Here is an 18601-nt window from a genome sequence, read left to right as displayed (position 1 = left end):
GCCGTACCCGCCCCCGCCTGAGCCCGGGCACCGTCGCTGTATTCGCCGGCAGGCAGGGGTTATCCTGCCCGACGTGAACCATGCACGGAAGGAACCGATGCCGCCCCGAGCGTCCGAGCCCCCCCGCCCCGAGGACTCCCCTCGCCTCAGCGTTCTGCTGGTCGAGGACAACATGGGTGATGCGGCCCTGGTACGGGATCTGCTGGCCATCCCGACCGGGGCCACGCGGTTCGACACCACACACTGCGGCCGGCTGCAGGAGGCCCGGGAGCATCTGGCACGCGACGCCGCCGCATTCGACGCGATCCTGCTGGACCTGAACCTGCCCGACTCGGACCCGGACGAGACCCTGCAGCGGGTGCTGTCGACGACCCGCGAGATCCCCGTGGTGGTCCTCACCGGCGACGACCATGCGGCCACCGGGGCGCACGCCATCGAGGCGGGGGCCGAGGACTTCCTCAGCAAGAACCGGCTGGGCGAAGACCTGCTCCAGCGCAGTCTGGTCTACGCCGTGACCCGCCACCGCGCGCGCCGCGAACTGGCGCAGCAGGAGGCGCTTTACCGCAGCCTGGTGGAGGACCATCCGCATCTGGTCACCCGCTACCTCCCGGACACCACGCTGCTGCATGCCAACCGCAGCATGCTTGAGCACCTGGGCCGCACATCGGAAGAACTGCTGGGCCAGCGCTGGCTGGACTGGACCCCGGAGGCGGACGCCGGGCGGGTCCGCGCGCACCTGGAAAGCTTTACGCCGGAGCGTCCCGTGGGACATTTCGAGAACACCCTGCCGCGGGCCGACGGGGAGCTGCGCACCATCATGTGGAGCAACCGCGCGTTCTTCGACGCGGACGGCCGGATCACCGCGTTTCAGGGGGTGGGGATCGACGTCACCGAGCAGCGCGAGGCCGAGCGCGGCCGCGAACGTCTGATCCAGATCCTCGAGGCCACCCCGGATTTCGTGTCCATGGCGGACGCCGAGGGCAACATCCTGTACGTCAACCGCGGGGGCAAGGAGCTGATCGGCCTGCCAGGCGCGGAAGGCGGTGCAGACCCGGAGCAGGATCGCACTTTCTTCTCCGGGGAACGCGCCGGGGAATGGCTGGCGCCGGAGTGGGCGCGCGAACGCCTGGCAGCCGAAGGGCTCCCGACGGCCCGCCGCACCGGTTTCTGGGAAGGCGAGTCCGCGCTGCTGCATGTCGACGGCCACGAGATACCCGTGTCCCAGCGCATCATTGCGCACTTCGATGACGACGGCGAGCCCGAGTACTACTCCACCATCATCCGCGACATCCGCCCGGAGAAGACGCGCGAGGCCCTGGAGCAGCGCCGGCAGAACGCGCTTCAGGACCTGCACCGGATCACCAGCACTGCGGACACCGAAGACGCCGGCAAGCTGCGCGCGCTGCTGGAACTCGGCCTGCGCGAATTCGCCATGAACCACGGCCGCCTGGTGCGGGTGGACGACGGCAGCCGGCGCATCCTGGAGGCCGCCGGCGAGTGGCCGGAGGGCGCCGGGGAGCCCGGCGACCGGGATGCCAACTTCTGCGACAACGCCCTGACGGAAACCGGTCCGGTGGGGTTCCATGCTCCGGAAGCCCGGGAGACCGGGTGCAGCATCTCGGAGAGTCCCGAGGCCCGCGCCTGCTTGGGCATGCCGGTGTACGTAAACGACGAGCTGCGAGCCGTGCTGAGCTTCGTGGCCCGCCGGCCGAGGGAACCCTTCGTCCCCTTCGAACGCGACCTGATCAACCTGATGGCGCAGTGGATCGGACATGAACTGACCCGGCGCGAACAGCGCCTGGCGCTGGAACGCGAGCGCAACCTGTTCATGGCCGGCCCGACGCTGATCTTTGCCTGGGACAATGCCCCGGGTTGGCCCATCCAGTATGTCTCGCCCAACGTACGCGAGATCCTGGGCTACGACCCGCAGGAACTGGCCGGCGAACGCACGCCGCATAACGATCTGGTGCATCCCGACGACCGCGAACGCGTGGACCGGGAAGTGCAGGCGCATACCGACGACCGCAGCGCCAACTTCCAGCACACGCCCTACCGCATGCGCCACCGTGACGGCGGGTGGCGCTGGATGCTCGACTTCACCACCATCGAACGCGATGAATTCGGGGCGGTTGATCACTATCACGGCTACCTGGTCGACATCACCGAACGCCGCGAGCTGGAGGAAGAACTGGAACTGCTGGCGGCGACCTTCCGCGCCAGCCATGCGATCTTCATCACCGACGCCGACGGGCGGATCCTGCGGGCCAACCCGGCATTCGAGGAGATCACCGGTTACAGCGCGGCGGAGTCGATCGGCGCCAACCCGCGGGAACTGCTGAAGTCGGGCGCGCACGGACGGACTTTCTACCTCGACCTGTTCAACCGACTGGACGAGCAAGGACACTGGGAAGGCGAGATCTGGGACCGGCGCAAGGATGGCGTGCTGATTCCCCTGTACATGTCCATCACCGCGCTGCGATCCGGGGACGACGGGCCGGTGGAACACTACGTGGCGGTGTTCCACGACATCTCGCGACAGAAGCACCTCGAGGCAGAGCTGGAGCGCCAGGCCCTGCACGACCGCCTGACGGGCGTGCCCAACCGGCGTCACCTGGAAAGCCTTCTGGAACAGGAAGCCAGTCGGTCCGACCGCCACGGAGAATCGTTCTCGGTCCTGCTGCTGGACCTGGACCGGTTCAAGGCCGTCAACGACACCTTCGGCCACGACGTGGGGGACGAGGTGCTGCAGACCCTGGTGCGGGTCCTTCAGGAACGCCTGCGCAAGTCCGATGTGGTGGGCCGCTGGGGCGGCGAGGAATTCATGATCCTGCTGCCGGCAACCGATCTGCAGCACGCCCGCAAGGTGGCCGAGACCCTGCGCTCGCGGGTCGGGAAGGCAGTCTTCCCGGGCCCCGGCCATATCACCGTCAGCATCGGGGTATCGGAGTACCAGCCGGGGGAACCGCTGAAGGACACCTTCAAGCGCGCCGATGATGCCCTGTACGAGGCCAAGCGTCGCGGCCGCAACCGCGTGGCCGCGCACGAATAGCGCCGGGGGTTACAGCCCTCCGAGCTCGCGCATGTGGGCCACCGCGCTGCGCCCCAGCGCGTGCAGAGCGTAGCCGCCTTCCAGCATCGAGACCACCCGCCCCTGCGCGTGGCGCTCGGCCAGCTCCACGATGCGCGCGGTAATCCAGGCGTAGTCGTCCTCGCTCAGGGCCAGGCGCGAGAGTTCATCCTCGCGGTGGGCATCGAAACCGGCCGACACCAGTACCAGCTCCGGGGCGAACGCATCCCACCGCTCGAACCAGGCCGCGGCCACCGCCTCGCGCCACTGCCCACCGGACGACCCGCCCGGCACGGGCACGTTGAGGCAATTGTCGCCCAGCGGCGTTACGCCCGACCCGGGGTAGGCCGGATGCTCGAAGGACGACGCGAACAGGATGGACGGATCCCCGGCCACCAGCGACTCGGTGCCATCGCCGTGATGCACGTCGAAGTCCACGATGGCGATGCGCCGGATACTGTGGCGGGCCTGCGCATGGCGGGCGGCGATCACCACATTGTTGAACAGGCAGAAGCCCGCGGCGCGGTCGGCGCGGGCATGGTGCCCCGGCGGACGCACCGCGCAGAACGCACGGCGGTTCTCCGCACCCATCACCCAGTCGACGGCCGTCATGCCCGCGCCCGCCGCCAGCAGGGCCGCTTCGTGGCTGCCGGGGGACAGCGCGGTGTCGCCGTCGAGCATGACCCGCTCGCCCGCCGGCACATGCCGCAGTACGCGGTCGATGTGCGCCCCGGCATGCACCCGGCGCAGATCGGTGCGCCCCGCCGGCAGCGCCTCGCGATGCAGGATCCACGGGTCCAGCCCGCCCGCCACCAGCTGGTCGCGGATCGCGGTCAGCCGCTCCGGGCACTCCGGATGCCCGGGCCCGTTGTCGTGTTCCAGCCCGGCATCGGGAGATAAAAAGGCAAGATTCATGTTATGAAGGCCCCTCCGGGCAGCACCAATTCATCGGATCCACCACCGCAGGAAGCATGCATGGGCACCCATATCCTCGACAAGATCTTCAATCCCCGCGGCGTCGCCGTATTCGGCGCCACCGAGCGCGAGGGGGCCGTGGGCCAGACCGTCCTGGCCAACCTGCTGACCGCCGGATACGAAGGCACGCTGGTCCCGGTCAATCCCAAGCATGACACGGTGCAGGGGCTGCCCTGCGTCCCCGAACTGCGCCCCGGCGAGCACCGCGTGGACCTGGCGCTGATCGCCACGCCCGCGCGGGCCGTGCCCGCCATCCTGCGCAACTGTGGCGAGGCGGGGCTGCACGGCGCCGTCATCCTGTCGGCCGGCTTCGGCGAGGCCGGACGCGAGGGCCAGCGCCTGCAGCAGGAGTGCGTGGAGATCGCGCAGCGCTACCGCATGCGCCTGATCGGCCCCAACTGCCTGGGCATCATGCGCCCGCGGATCGGCCTCAACGCCACCTTCAGTCACAACCAGGCACTGCCCGGCAAGCTGGGGCTGGTCTCCAGTTCCGGCGCCCTGGTGACCGCGGTGCTGGACTGGGCCCAGTCCACCGGCATCGGCTTCTCCGGCGTCGCCTCCACCGGCGACGCCGCCGACGTCGACTTCGGCGAGCTGCTGGACTACCTCGCGGTCGACCCCGAGACCCAGGGCATCCTGCTGTACGTCGAGGGCATCCGCCACACCCGGCGTTTCCTCTCCGGGCTGCGCGCGGCCGCTCGCATGAAACCCGTGGTGGTGCTGAAGTCGGCGCGCCACGCGGCCACCGCGCAGGCCGCGGCCACCCACACCGGCGCGATGATGGGCTCCGACGCGGTGTTCGATGCCGCGCTGGAACGCGCCGGCGTGGTCCGCGTGGAGCGCGTCTCGCAGTGGTTCTCCGCGGCGCACATCCTGGCGCAGGGCATGCGCCTGCGCGGCGAGAACCTCGCGATCCTGACCAACGGCGGCGGCCCCGGCGTGATGGCCGTCGACCGCGCCGCCGACCTCGGCCTGGAGCTGGCCAGCCTGTCGGACAAGAGCATGGACGCGCTGAACGACCTGCTCCCCGGCCACTGGTCGCACGGCAACCCGATCGACATCCTTGGCGATGCCACCGCCGAACGCTACGGCGAGGCGTTGCGCATCACGCTGGCCGACCCCGGCGTAGATATGGCGGTGGTACTGCTGACCCCACAGGCCATGACCGATCCCGACGCCTGTGCCGAGGCCGTGATTGAACAGGCCCGCAACAGCCACAAGCCGGTGCTCGCCTGCTGGATGGGCGACCCGCTGGTGGCCAGCGCACGCCGGCGCTTCGACGCGGCAGGCATCCCACAGTACCGCACGCCCGAAGCGGCGATCGAGACCTTCGCCTGGCTGATCCGGCACCGCCACAACCAGCGCATGCTGCTGCAGACCCCGGGCCCGCTGTGCGACGAGACCCCGTCCGACATCGAGGGCGCCCACCTGATCCTGCAGAACGCCCGCAACGATGGCCGCAAGGTCCTCAGCATCCGCGAGTCCAAGGCCGTGCTGGCCGCCTTCCACATCCCCACCAACCCCAGCATCCTCGCGCGCGACCCGGCGGATGCGATGCTGGCCGCCGAAACCCTGGGCTTCCCCGTGGCACTCAAGATCAGCGCCACCGGGATCAGCCACAAGAGCGACTTCGGCGGCGTGCGGCTCAACCTGCGCAGTGTGCAGACGGTGCGTCAGCAGACCCAGGAGATGCTGGACCAGATCCGCGAGCACTTCCCCGACGCCGACGTCGAAGGCGTCACCGTGGAACGCATGTCCGAGGTCGGGCATGCGCGCGAACTCCTCGTCGGGATCTCGCGCGACCCGGTGTTCGGCCCGGTGATCGCCTTCGGCCTGGGCGGCACCGCGGTGGAAGTCATCGGCGACCAGGCCATCGCCCTGCCGCCGCTGAACCAGTCACTGACCGAACGCCTCATCGACCAGACGCGCGCCGCGCGCACCCTGGGCGAGTTCCGCGGCGCCCCGCCGGTACCGCGCGAGGCGCTGGAACAGGTGTTGTTGCGGGTTTCGGAGATGGCCTGCGAACTGCCGGAACTGGCGTCGCTGGACATCAACCCGCTGCAGGCCGGCGAGCACGGTGTCATGGCCGTGGACGCCCGTATCGAACTGGCGGACCCCGGGCACGACACCCGCCATTACGCCCACATGGCCATCCATCCGTATCCCGGGCACGTGGCGCACACCGTCACCACCCGCGACGGCCACGAGCTGGAACTGCGGCCGATCCGCCCCGAAGACGCCGCCATCGAACAGGCCTTCGTGCGCAGCCTGTCGGAAAAGACCCGCTACCTGCGGTTCATGCGCTCGCTGGAGGAACTCACACCCGAAATGCTGGTGCGCTTCACCCAGATCGACTACGACCGCGAGATGGCCTTCATCGCCGTGGATCACGCTGACGGCCAGGAAGTCCAGGTGGGCGTGGCCCGCTATACCACCGAGCCCGACGGCGAGAGCGCCGAATTCGCCGTGGTCGTCAGCGACGCCTGGCAGGGCCGCGGCGTGGGCTCCCTGCTGATGGAGGCCATCGTCGACTCCGCCCGGCGCAACGGCCTGCGCGAACTGTTCGGCGAGGTCCTGCGCCACAACGACGGCATGCTCGCCCTCGCCCGCCGCCACGGCTTCCAGCGCGAGATCCTCACCTCCGACGACGAGATCATCCGCGTCAGCCGCCGGCTGCACTGATCCGCCGCCAGGTCCTCCCCATGAACCGCGCCGAACGCATCTTCCACCTGCATCGCCGGCTCAAGGAAAGCCGCCAGCCGCCCTCGCTGGCGCAGCTGGTGGAACAGCTCGGGGTGTCGCGCGCCACCCTCAAGCGCGACATCGAATACATGCGTGACTTCATGCAGGCACCGATCGAGTACGACGCGCAGGCCAACGGCTACCGCTACGACCCCGACGCCCCGGCCTTCGAGCTGCCGGGGCTGTGGTTCAACGAATCCGAACTGCTCGCCCTGCTGACCATGGAACAGCTGCTGGAGGACATGCAGCCGGGCCTGCTCGCCCCCGTCATCGGCCCGATGAAGACCCGCATCCGCCGCCTGCTGGAGAGCGGCGGCCAGGACTCCACCGAACTTCGCCGGCGCATCCAGATCCAGCCCCAGGCCCATCGCACCAGCGCCGCCGACACCTTCCGCATCGCCGCCGAGGCCACCCTCGCCGGCCACCCGCTGGACATCGACTACCACGGCCGCGCCCGCGACAGCGCTACCCGCCGCCGCATCCACCCGCAGCGTCTGCTCTACTACCGCGACAACTGGTACCTGATCGCCTGGTGCGAAAACGCCCAAGCCCTGCGCACCTTCGCCCTGGAACGCATCCGTGCCGCCACCCCCGTGCAGGACACCCCGCTGCGGGAAGAAGCCGATGCCGACCTCGACCGCCACGTCGGCGCCGCCTTCGGCATCTTCACCGGCCCCGCCAGCGAATGGGCCGTACTGCGCTTCACGCCCGAACACGCCCGCTGGGTCGCCGACGAAACCTGGCACCCCGACCAGATCGGCCAGTACCGCGGCGACACCTGGGAACTGCAGATCCCCTACTCCGACCCCACCGAACTGATCCAGGAAATCCTGCGCCACGGCCCCGGCGTGGAAGTCATCGCCCCCGAATCCCTGCGCCAGCGCGTCGCCGACACCCTGCGCGAGGCCGCCGCCCGTTACACCTGAGCGTTCCACCGCCATTCCCGCCCGTCGGGGAATTCGTTACCGCACCCGAGATTTTTCCTCCGAGCCGGGTCGGTGGCTCACTCTGTGAGCCACCCGGTGGGGTACAACGAGGCCGGAAAGATCATTGGTCGTTCTTGTGAGCCTCAACATACGCCCTCAACAGGGCATTGATTCGGGATTGATAGCCCTTGCCACCGTCCTTGAACCACTGCAGAACGTCGGCGTCGATACGCAGCGTCACCTGCTGCTTGCGGGGAGCCGGGTCGAGCCCTCGCCGAGCTACGGCACGGGCGAACTGCTCCGGCGTCGGATCGGGGATGTCCGAGGTGTCAATGTCTTCGTCCGCCATCCGGTTCAGGCGGTCCCAGTCGGTTTCCGATTTCCGTGAAGTATTGGTCGACATAAGCCTTCCCCGCCTTGCGTGCATGGATCAGCCGAATGGTGTCGGCTGTCTCGGTGTGGGCGATGAGGACGACGATCGGGCCGAGCTGACCAAGGGTGATGTACCGGCACTCACCGTAATCGTAGCGGTCATCTTCGTAGGTCAGCGTATCCCCTTGGAAGACGGTTGGAAGATCCATGAAATCGATGCCGTGCTTGTCCAGGTTGGCTCGTCGCTTTGCCTCGTCCCACTCAAATTCCTTGGACACATTGTAACTCCATTTTGTAACTACGCATACGCCATCTCATCGCGACGGGGTTTATCTGATTACAAAGGCGGATGTTGCAACCATGATTGAGATCAACCTTTATGGGATTTTCTTGTAACTAGAGCATGATTTGTAATGTATTGTTCGGGGTGACGTGAAGGATGAACGTCCCTCGTTGAAGAATGGGTTTTTCCTGTTTATCAGGCTGTAAACAAAGGGAATTCCGGGGCTCCGAGCCCCGGCCTCATTGAACGCAAGCAGGGTGGGCGCATGAACTATCAGGAATTCTTCGAGCGGGCATCGGACGGGATGTCGCCGTTCCCCTACCAGGCCCGATTGGCCGAGCAGGCGTGGCCCGATGTCATGAACGTGCCCACCGGCCTCGGCAAGACGGCGGCCGTCACCTTGGCCTGGCTCTACAAGCGCCAGCAGCTCCGAGATGAAGCCACGCCGCGCCGCCTGGTCTGGTGCCTGCCGATGCGGGTGCTGGCCGAGCAGACCCGGGATGCCGCTGAACAGTGGCTGGAGCATCTGGGGCTGCTTGGTGCGCCCGGCGAACCGGGACGAGTGTCGGTCCATCTGCTGATGGGTGGCAGCGACGATGCCAGCGCGGCCCGCTGGGCCGAACAACCCGAATCGGACATGATCCTCATCGGCACCCAGGACATGCTGCTCTCCCGCGCCCTCATGCGCGGATACGGGATGAGCCGCTTCCAGTGGCCGATCCACTTCTCGTTGCTGCACAACGATGCCCTGTGGGTCTTCGACGAGATCCAGTTGATGGGGTCGGGTCTGCCGACCACGGCCCAGCTGGAGGCGTTCCGCCGCTCACTTTCCACCGCCAAGGGCGCCCGCTCGCTGTGGATGTCGGCGACCCTCAATCCGGACTGGCTCGGCACGGTGGACTTCAGGCCTCATCTGGAGGCGTTGTCGGTGCTGGAGCTGTCCGAGGAGGAGCGCAACAGTGCCGCCGTCCAACAGCGTCGTGAGAGCAGCAAACCGTTGGCACGCGCCGAGGTGGCGCTTACCCGCGACAACGCCAAATCAGGGGCGGCCGCCTATATCAAGGAACTGGTGGAGGCCGTTCAGACTGCCCATCAACCGGGAACGCAGTCACTGGTCATCCTGAATACCGTCGAGCGCGCACAGGCGCTGTATGAACAGCTGGAGAAGGCCTGCCCGGGGCGGGCATTGCTGGTCCATTCCCGATTTCGTCAGCAGGAGCGTGCCCGCATCAATGCCGCGTTGGCCGAGACCGAATTCGGGGACGAGGGACGCATCGTCGTTGCCACCCAGGCCATTGAGGCCGGGGTCGACATCTCCAGCCGAACGCTCTTCACGGAACTGGCCCCGTGGGCGTCGCTGGTGCAGCGCTTCGGGCGCTGCAATCGCTACGGGGAGTGGAACGACACGGGCGCCGCCCTTTACTGGATCGACCTCGAGGCGGGCCAGTCCTCGCCCTATGACGACGAAACACTGCGAGCGGCCCGGGAGAAGGTTGCGGCCCTGGACTCGGCGACGCCGGGGCAGCTCCCCGTTACCGACGAAGAGGCGCCGCTGACCTCGGTGCTCCGTCGCCGGGACTTCATCGCCCTGTTCAACACCGATCCCGATCTCTCGGGCTTCGATGTCGATGTCTCCCCCTACATCCGTGACGCCGATGACCTGGATGCGCAGGTCTTCTGGCGCCAACAGCCCAGCGCCGATCAGCCCCAGCCGCACCGGGACGAGATCTGTCGGGCCTCGCTCTCCCAACTCAAGCGCTACATGGAAAAGCGCAAGAAGCACGGCGTAACGGCCTGGCAGTGGGATTCCCTGGACGGCCAGTGGAAGCCCTTCCACGGCAACGTGCGCCCCGGACTGGTACTGATGCTTGATGCCGCGCACGGTGGGTATGACGAAGCCGTGGGTTTTCGTCCGGAGCAGATAAAGAAACCGGTGCCGGTCGCCGCCGAGCGCGACGACGGCACGGACGAACGTTTTGGTGGAGATGGCCCCAGCCGCCAGAGCCTGCCCGTCGTCCTGAGCGAACACCTCTCCCACGTGGAGAGGGAGGCGCGGGCATTGACGAGCGCCGTGGCCCTGGAAGATGAGGTGGCCGACCGGATCGCCCGGGCGGGGCGGTGGCACGATGTCGGCAAGGCCCACGACGTCTTCCAGCGGACCATGACGGCCTGCGACCAGATGGCCGAGAATTCGGACCGCCAGTGGGCCAAGTCTCCCTGCAGTGGCCGCCACGAACGGCCCTACTTCCGCCATGAACTGGCCTCCATGCTGGCGTGGCTCCTCCACCATGGCGATGAACCGGGTGCCGATCTGATCGCCTATCTCGTCGCCGCCCACCACGGCAAGGTCCGCATGAGTCTGCGCGCCCTACCCGACGAAAAATCCCCGGAAAACCCCGACCGGCGTTACGCGCGCGGCGTCTGGGAAGATGACCGGTTGCCGCCGGTCGAAGTGCCAGGCGAGACCCTGCCGGAGACCCGTTTGCGCCTCGACCTGATGGAAATGGGCGAAGGTGCCATGGGTCCCTCCTGGAGTGAACGGGTCCATCGCCTGCTGGACGAACACGGGCCGTTCCGGCTGGCCTGGTACGAAACCCTGGTGCGGCTCGCCGACTGGCGAGCCTCCGGCAAGGAGCAGGAGACCGAATCATGAGCACGACACAGGCGGACAACGAAGTCGTCCTCGGCGGGTGCGCGCCCACCCCGTTGGCAAGCTATCTAAAAGCGCTCGGCGTCATGCGGCTGCTGGCGGAGCAGAAGCCCGAGTGGGAAGTTCGAGGAGCCTGGCGGGGTGAACACTTTGTACTCAAGAGCCTCGTCATTGCCCATGAAGAGGATGCCCGAGAAAAGGTCTCCGAGTTCTTTCTGCGGGAATACTCACCGACCGCCATGGTAGCGCCCTGGAACGGGGGAAGTGGCTTCTACCCCAAGGATACGAAGGTGGGTATCGAGCCGATCATCCAGGGTCGTAGCGACCGGTTTTCCACTTATCGTGAGGTCATCGGGTTCTGCCATTCCCTGGTCGAGGAGCAGGGACTGAAGGAGAGTCCGAAGGGTGACGACAAGAGTCGGTTCTTGACCACGGCACGCAGCCGGGGCCCGGAAGCATTGCTCGACTGGATGGATGCCGCCATCTTGCTGGCGGGAGAGGACCCCAAGTACCCCCCTCTTCTGGGTACCGGCGGTAATGATGGTCGGCTGGATTTCACGAACAATTTCATGCAGCGCCTGGGCCAGCTCATCGATCCGGAAGGAGGGGAGCCTACCGATTCGGCTGCCATGTGGCTTCCTGCTGCGCTTTTTGGTGATTCATCCACCGGCATGGAGAATGCGGCGGTTGGTCAGTTCAATCCCGGTGATGCCGGTGGTGCCAATGCTGGCACCGGTTTCGAATCAGGGTCACTGATCAATCCCTGGGACTTCGTTTTGATGCTGGAAGGTGCGATCTTCTTCGCAGCGACGGCGACCCGCAGGCTGGAAAGCGCCGACCCCGGAGCGTTGGCCTATCCATTTACCGTCCGCGCTTCGGCGGCGGGCAGCGGAGCTGTGGGGAGTAGCGATGAGGGTCAGGCCCGCGCCGAGATCTGGTTGCCACTCTGGAGCGGCTTTTCCTCGGCCAGCGAAGTGAAGAATCTGCTCGCCGAGGGCAGGGCAACACTCAACAGACGCTCGGTTCGCGATGGATTGGGATTCGCCCGTGCCGTGGCGGGGCTCGGGGTTGATCGCGGCATTTCTCATTTTCAGCGGTATGCCTTCCTCATGAGAGCAGGCAAGGCGTATTTCGCAACGCCCCTGTCCCGGTTTCAGGTTTCAGCCAACCCGGATGTCGAGCTCATCAACGAGCTGGAGAAAGGCCAGTTCCTCGACCGCCTGCGGCGCTTTGCCCGGGGTGACCACGCGCCGGCCAGTATTCAGTCATTGAGCCGTCAACTCGAGGATGGCCTGTTCGGGCTGGCACAACGGGCCGATGCCCAGACTCTGCAGAAGGTGCTGGGCTGTCTCGGGGCGCTCTCGACAGCCCTGGCCAAGAGCCGTGCCGCCCGTGAGTTTGTCCCGCCGGTTCCCGTTCTGAGTGAGCAGTGGGCCCTCAAGGCGGACGATGGGACCCCCGAGTATCGTATTGCCGTGGCGCTGGCGGGCCTCGGCGGGACACGCTTCCCGATGCGACCGTACATGGTGCCCGTCCGGCGCGAGAAGTACGGCTGGAGCTGGCACGATGAATCCCGCTCGGCGGTGTGGGGCGAAGGAGGTTTTGCCGACAACCTGGCGCGTGTACTGGGGCGTCGACGGTTGGACGAAGAGAAGGATGAAACACTCGACGGCCACGCCTTCCGCTACGCCTTTGGTGCCGAGGCGCGGGATGTCGAGGCGTGGCTGGACGGGGGCCTTGACGAACAGCGCCTGGCCCGACTCCTTCTCGGTCTGGTGAATGTCCGTATACCGAAGAATCTGCCAGCCGCTGCGCCGAGAATGGAAGAAGGCGACGAACGCCGCGTCGCCCTACCGGCTCCATTTGCCGCCCTGAAGCCGTTTTTCATGCCAGCGGGCCTGCTGGAGGTCTTCAAGCTGCTCGACGAGCACCGAAGCCTCCCCTCTTTCGCGGAGATTCTGACCGCACTGCAGACGAATCGCACGCAACGGGCAGTGGACCTTGCCTGGGGCCGGTTGCGTGCCGTGGGTTACCCGCTTCCCGCCCATCCTCGGCAAGCCCCGAGGGTCAGTGGCACCAACGGAGTTCGCCTGCTGGCCGCCTTGGCCATTCCTCTCGATGCCGCTGATGCCGCCCCGTGTCTGCGCAGTATCACATCAGTCCGAACCACCAAAGACATTGCCTGAACAGGGAGTAATGATATGGACAACGAAGCCCTTTCCAACGCCCCCCGCCTGTTGATCGAAGCCGATCTGCAACCGGTCCAGGGTAGCCGCTTTCAGCCCACGGGTTTCCCCGATCTTGGAGCTGCCACCTACGACGGTCCTAACGGCGAGCGTCTGCTGCTGGTCGAGTCGGCCCAGAGCATGGCCAATCGACTGGAAAGGGTCTGCTGGGATGACGTAACTAACGACTGGGTCAAGCCCCTTCAGGGCCTTTCGATGATCAAGGTGAAGGACGGCAAGGACGAGTTCGTAACCAGCTCGGTCCTGGAAGCGCACCGCATCAACTCGCCTTACATCCTGGAAGGGAACGACACCACGGTGCTGGACATGCTCAAGCACGAGCTGGCCGAGATGGCCGAGGGGGCCGTGGACATCCGCAAGCTGGCTTCGGTGCTGCTGCGCTACGACACCAATGCCCTGCTGCACGGTGTATTCCTGGCGAAGTCGGATCTGGCCGGGGGGCGGCTGCGCCTGCCGCGCGTCGTCTCCGCCTTCATCGAGGCCGAGGATGTCCGTGAGGCACAAAGTGGCGGCGTGAAGAACGATCACGTCAATCCGTCCGGCGACACCGGCAGGGGATTTGGCAATGTCCCCTTTGCGCGGACCGAATTCGCTTCCCCGAAGATCACCGCCTATTTCAACATCGATCTGAGCCAGATCCGCGGCTTTGGCCTGGGCGCCAATGTCGAGAAGCTGCTCCTGACGCTGGCCGCGTTCAAGATCCGGCGCTTCCTTGAAACCGGCCTGCGGCTGCGCACGGCCTGTGATCTCGATCTCACCGAACTGCGCGTGACCCGCCCGAACGGCTTCGAGCTGCCCACGCTGGCCGAACTCGAAGCCGGACTTCCGGACCTGGTCAAGGCGGTGGCCGACGAGGGCCGCTTTGCCGAGCCGCGTGTCACCGAAGTGCGCTGGGACGGCATGTCCAAGAAGAAGGGCAAGAAGGACAAGGATTCCGACACCGCCGGGGAGTGAGCCATGCTCGCAATTGCTTTCAACTTCCCCGCCGGGCGCTACCACGCGACCCCGTGGGGCAGGCATGTCAACGAGGCCGATGTGGAGTGGCCGCCGTCACCCTGGCGGCTGGTGCGCGCCCTCATCGCCATCTGGCACAGGAAGGTGCCGCCGGAGGAGCGTGATCCGGAAACACTTGAGCGGCTGCTGGCGGCCCTGGCCTCCGAGGCTCCCCATTATCGTGTGCCGACAGCCGTGCATGCCCATACGCGCCATTACATGCCGGCCAAGGGCGACAAGAAGACCCTGATCTTCGATGCCTTCGCGCGCGTGGGAAAGGACGAAGATCTGGTCATGGTCTGGCCCGAACTGACCCTGGAGGCCGAGCAGGAAGCACTGCTCGACCGGCTCCTGGCAGGGCTGGGTTTCCTGGGGCGAGCCGAGAGCTGGGCCGATGCGCGGCGTCTCCCCGAATGGTCGGGTGCGTGCAATTGTGTGCCGGGTGATTCGCTGGTGGATACCGAAACCGGCGAGGTTTCGGAGCCCCTGTCCCTGCAGGTCCCGATGCCGGCGGACGAATATGCGGGATTCCGTCAGGCGCAGCTCGAGGGCATGGAGAAACGGGCCGGGCTCAAGCCGAGAGACAAGCGGGCGATCCACGCCACCCTTCCAGAGGGCTGGGTTGACGCTCTGGCCGTGGAGACCTCGCAACTGCATGGCGCCGGTTGGAGCTCACCACCGTTGGCGCGCGCCGTCGCGTATTCCCGGCCTCCTGAATTGCTGCGGCCCATGGCCCAACCCAGCCGACGCCGGCGCTCTGCCGAGCCGGTGACCACGTTGCGGTTCGGCCTCTATGGGCGACCGTTACCCCTGATCGAGGATGCCGTGCGCATGGGGGAACTCCTGCGCGTGGCGGCGATGGGGCGAGCAAAAAAATACTGCGGCGAAACGAACGTTCCCGCCGTCATTTCGGGACACAGGATGCCCGCCGGAAATCGCCACCAGCACGCGTTCTGGTTGCCCGAGGATGCCGATAGCGATGGGCGAATCGACCACCTTCTGGTTCACGTTCCCGGCAAGATCGATGGCCAGGGACGCCGTGCCGTCGAGTCGCTGAATCGGCTCTGGAACCGTGAGGGGCAGGAATGGACCATCATGTTCGAGAATAGCGGAACCGCTGATGAACTGGCCGAATCCGGGTCTCCACTGCTTGGTGAATCAAGCACCTTCGAGACGCTGACCCCTTACCTGATGCCCTGGCATTCCAAGCCGACTTTCGGTGTCGAGGAGCAGATCCGGCGGGAATGCCGGGAGCGGGGGCTGCCCGAGCCGGAGCAGGTCGAATGGCTTCAGGATATTGAGGTAGCAGGGAAAAAACGACGCCCCGTCGATTTCCACCGTTTCCGATCAAAAAGGGGGCTCGTGCAACCGGATAAGCAGGGCCGCTTTGTGAGGCTCACGTTCCCGGATCCGGTGCCGGGACCGCTGTCACTCGGATTCGGATGCCACTATGGCCTGGGTTTGTTTCTTCCCGCAGGAAAATAGCTGCGCGTTCATTCACACATTCCAAACCCGTTCCCGGGGCCCCGATCAACACCCCGGGGGCCTTGGCCTCTTTCCCGCTACAACACCCGTAGCCGGGACAATCGTCAGATCGCCATTGGGAAGCGCGTTCGCATAGAGAACCACCGCCACGGCCGCCTTGCAGCGACCCCGGCCTGCAAGCCAGCCCACTTACTGCTAAACAAATATCGAGAGGAGATTCAAGGGGATCACGCCATGGACGAACCCGCGGACCCGCCGCCGGAACACCAGCCGGAGCTGCCGTTGCCGTTTCCCGAGCTGACCGGCGACCAGCCCTTGCTGCCGGCGCGCATGATCAACGAATTCGCCTACTGTCCTCGCCTGGCCTACCTGGAATGGGTTCAGGGCGAATGGGCGGACAGTGGCGATACCGTCGACGGACGGCGGGTGCACCGCAGGGTGGACCGGAAATCGGGCAAGCCCCCCGCACCCGATGAAGAGATGGAGACCTTCCACGCGCGTTCCGTCGAACTCTCCTCCAACCGCCTGGGGCTGATCGGCAAGCTCGACCTGCTGGAAAGCGATGGCGAAGGTGGCGTAACACCAGTCGACTACAAACGCGGCAAGCGCCCGCATGTGGCCAGGGGTGCCTACGAGCCCGAACGCATCCAGCTCTGCGTACAGGGAATGCTTCTCGAAGACCACGGATATCGCTGCGAGCGCGGCCTGCTCTACTTCGCCGGCTCCCGCGAACGTGTCCATGTCGAGTTCGATGACGAACTGAGGGAGGCCACGACCCGGGCCATCACCGGCCTGCGCTCCATGGCCGACGCCGGACAGATCCCGCCACCACTCGAAGACAGCCCCAAATGCCCGCGCTGCTCACTGGTGGGCATCTGCCTGCCCGACGAGGTCAACTTCCTCCAACGCGGCGAAAGTTCGCCCCGTCCCCTGTCCGTCCAGCGAGACGAAGCACTCCCACTGTACGTTCAGTCTCACAGCGCCAAGGTCGCCCGCAAGGGTGAAGAGCTGATCGTCTCGGTCAAGGACGAAGTCGTGCAGAAGGCCCGCATCATCGATGTCTCGCAACTGGTCCTGATGGGCAACGTCTATGTCACCGCCCCGACCCTCACCGAGCTGATGCGCCGCGAAATACCCATCTCCTGGCATTCTTACGGCGGCTGGTTCATCGGCCATACCCAGGGAGTGGGGCACAAGAACGTAGAGCTTCGCACCGCGCAATACGCAGCCAGCTTCGAAGGCTGGCGCTGCCTCCAGATCGCCAAGAGCCTGGTAGAAGCCAAGATCCTCAACAGCCGCACCATGCTCCGAAGGAACTGGCGCGGAGAAGGAGAGCCCCGCGAACTGCTCGCCCTCATGCGCCAGGACGCCCGCAACGTCCGCAAGGCGCGCTCCCTGGAGGAACTGCTCGGGATCGAAGGCACCGCAGCAGCACGTTATTTCGGCGTGTTCGGTCAACTCATCAAGCCCGACTCCGACAGGGAAAGCTTCACCTTCGACTTCGCACGGAGGCGTCGCCGGCCACCCCCCGACCCCGTCAACGCCCTGCTGTCCTACGCCTACAGCGTGCTCGGTCGAAGCTTCTCCGTGGCCCTTTCCGCTGTCGGGTTCGACCCCTACCGCGGGTTTTACCACCAACCCCGCTACGGCCGGCCTGCCCTGGCCCTGGACATGATGGAACCCTTTCGCCCGCTGATCGCCGAATCCGCCGTGCTCTCCGCCATCAACAACGGCGAAGTACGGCCCACCGACTTCATCACCGCGGCCGACGCCTGCAACCTCACGCCCGATGGCCGCAAACGCTTTCTCGGCACGATCGAACGGCGTCTGAACCAGGAAATCACCCATCCACTGTTCGGCTACCGCGTCAGCTATCGTCGCGTACTCGAGTTACAAGGAAGACTCCTGGGCCGGCACCTGCAGGGCGAACTGGACCAGCTGCCCGGCTTCACCACCCGTTGAATTCGGAGGGAGCATGAAGGAGGAACACCTGTTCATCGTCACCTACGACATCAGCAACCCCAAGCGCTGGCGCGCCGTCTTCAAACTCATGAAAGGCTACGGCGAGTGGCTGCAACTTTCCGTGTTTCAATGCAGAATGAACGGCAGGCGCCACGCGGACCTGACCGCCTCGCTGGACCAGATCATCCATCATCACGAGGACCACGTCCTCCTGATGGACCTTGGCCCGGCCGACGCCGTCGATCCGCGCGTGACCAGCCTGGGCAAGGCATTCCAGGCCGTACAACGTGAATCGATCATCGTCTGAAACCGCCGAAGCGGAGCGAGCACTCCAATGACGCCAGCAACCCCGGGGAGCCCTCGCGTTTCCCCATCTCATTGTCAAAAAGGTACTTTTCTCCACCCCGCCCAGGGCGTCACGGCTGCGGGACCGCCTTCGGCCGCCCTGACCAGCCCACCTCTCGCAACATCACCCCGCAGCCCCCGCATGACGCGCCCCAAAACAGGGCCTGGTTATCCGGAGCAAAGTGCTCCGGCCTCATTGAAGCCCGTTTCGCATGTGAAAAGGCTGAAGGATTAGTCGCCTGGTTATCCGGAGCAAAGTGCTCCGGCCTCATTGAAGCCATACTGCGGCGCAGACGAAGACGCGTATTCCGGTGGGTTATCCGGAGCAAAGTGCTCCGGCCTCATTGAAGCCCCATAATTAAAGAATTTCTGAATGCCTCGGAATGGGTTATCCGGAGCAAAGTGCTCCGGCCTCATTGAAGCGGCAGTGCGTTTGGCAGTGTACAGCCTCATGTGTACTCCGGGTTATCCGGAGCAAAGTGCTCCGGCCTCATTGAAGCCCCTTAACATCGTTGCGCGGCAGGTCATCCGCGTAATCGGTTATCCGGAGCAAAG

General features: G+C 65.8%; 12 protein-coding genes and 1 CRISPR repeat array. Of the genes, 9 read left to right on the top strand and 3 right to left on the bottom strand.

Features of this window, described 5'->3' with window-relative positions:
• The first annotated feature begins 97 nt into the window (after positions 1-97).
• Positions 98-3049: a PAS domain S-box protein gene (locus tag B1A74_RS08710; RefSeq protein ID WP_077244404.1), complete on the top strand. Its 2952-nt coding sequence runs from the start codon at positions 98-100 to the stop codon at positions 3047-3049.
• Between the two features lie 9 nt (positions 3050-3058).
• Here the strand turns inward: B1A74_RS08710 and B1A74_RS08705 are convergent, their stop codons facing one another.
• Complete coding sequence (locus B1A74_RS08705; RefSeq protein ID WP_077244403.1) at positions 3059-3982, bottom strand: histone deacetylase family protein; 924 nt, start codon at positions 3980-3982, stop codon at positions 3059-3061.
• A 60-nt stretch (positions 3983-4042) separates the two neighbouring features.
• On the opposite strand from B1A74_RS08705, the gene B1A74_RS08700 reads away from it, so the two are divergent.
• Positions 4043-6724, top strand: a complete 2682-nt coding sequence (locus B1A74_RS08700) for a bifunctional acetate--CoA ligase family protein/GNAT family N-acetyltransferase (RefSeq protein ID WP_077244402.1) — start codon at positions 4043-4045, stop codon at positions 6722-6724.
• Positions 6725-6744: 20 nt separating this feature from the next.
• Positions 6745-7710: a helix-turn-helix transcriptional regulator gene (locus B1A74_RS08695; RefSeq protein WP_018947616.1), complete on the top strand. Its 966-nt coding sequence runs from the start codon at positions 6745-6747 to the stop codon at positions 7708-7710.
• Between the two features lie 121 nt (positions 7711-7831).
• Here the strand turns inward: B1A74_RS08695 and B1A74_RS08690 are convergent, their stop codons facing one another.
• Positions 7832-8059 (bottom strand): BrnA antitoxin family protein, encoded by a 228-nt coding sequence (locus B1A74_RS08690; protein WP_077244401.1) that lies wholly within the window; start codon positions 8057-8059, stop codon positions 7832-7834.
• Entirely contained in the window at positions 8040-8360 is a 321-nt protein-coding gene (locus B1A74_RS08685) for a BrnT family toxin (protein ID WP_077244400.1), read from the bottom strand. The genes B1A74_RS08690 and B1A74_RS08685 overlap by 20 nt, the downstream gene beginning before the upstream one ends.
• Positions 8361-8630: 270 nt before the next feature.
• Between B1A74_RS08685 and B1A74_RS08680 the strand changes: the two genes are divergently transcribed.
• The 6 genes from B1A74_RS08680 (at position 8631) to cas2 (ending at position 18008) form a co-directional block, all read left to right on the top strand.
• On the top strand, positions 8631-11018 hold the full coding sequence (locus tag B1A74_RS08680) for a CRISPR-associated helicase/endonuclease Cas3 (RefSeq protein ID WP_077244399.1): 2388 nt from the start codon (positions 8631-8633) through the stop codon (positions 11016-11018).
• Positions 11015-13201 (top strand): type I-G CRISPR-associated protein Cas8g1/Csx17, encoded by a 2187-nt coding sequence (gene cas8g1 / locus B1A74_RS08675; RefSeq protein WP_077244398.1) that lies wholly within the window; start codon positions 11015-11017, stop codon positions 13199-13201. Before B1A74_RS08680 ends, cas8g1 begins: the two co-directional genes overlap by 4 nt.
• A gap of 15 nt (positions 13202-13216) precedes the next feature.
• Positions 13217-14215, top strand: a complete 999-nt coding sequence (gene cas7g / locus B1A74_RS08670; RefSeq protein ID WP_077244397.1) for a type I-G CRISPR-associated RAMP protein Csb1/Cas7g — start codon at positions 13217-13219, stop codon at positions 14213-14215.
• A gap of 3 nt (positions 14216-14218) precedes the next feature.
• Positions 14219-15739 carry a type I-G CRISPR-associated protein Csb2 gene (gene csb2 / locus B1A74_RS08665; RefSeq protein ID WP_077244396.1) on the top strand — a complete coding sequence of 507 codons (1521 nt, stop codon included), beginning with the start codon at positions 14219-14221 and terminating at the stop codon, positions 15737-15739.
• Positions 15740-15973: 234 nt separating this feature from the next.
• Positions 15974-17701: a CRISPR-associated endonuclease Cas4/Cas1 gene (locus B1A74_RS08660; RefSeq protein ID WP_077244395.1), complete on the top strand. Its 1728-nt coding sequence runs from the start codon at positions 15974-15976 to the stop codon at positions 17699-17701.
• Between the two features lie 13 nt (positions 17702-17714).
• Complete coding sequence (gene cas2 / locus B1A74_RS08655) at positions 17715-18008, top strand: CRISPR-associated endonuclease Cas2 (RefSeq protein ID WP_077244394.1); 294 nt, start codon at positions 17715-17717, stop codon at positions 18006-18008.
• A gap of 204 nt (positions 18009-18212) precedes the next feature.
• Positions 18213-18547: a CRISPR direct-repeat array (repeat unit 38 nt; unit sequence GGTTATCCGGAGCAAAGTGCTCCGGCCTCATTGAAGCC).
• Positions 18548-18601: the final 54 nt, after the last annotated feature.

The organism is Thioalkalivibrio halophilus (assembly GCF_001995255.1).
Taxonomy (GTDB): domain Bacteria; phylum Pseudomonadota; class Gammaproteobacteria; order Ectothiorhodospirales; family Ectothiorhodospiraceae; genus Thioalkalivibrio; species Thioalkalivibrio halophilus.
The sequence above is the reverse complement of the archived record's forward strand: the minus strand, read 5'-3'. Positions and strand labels throughout refer to the sequence as shown.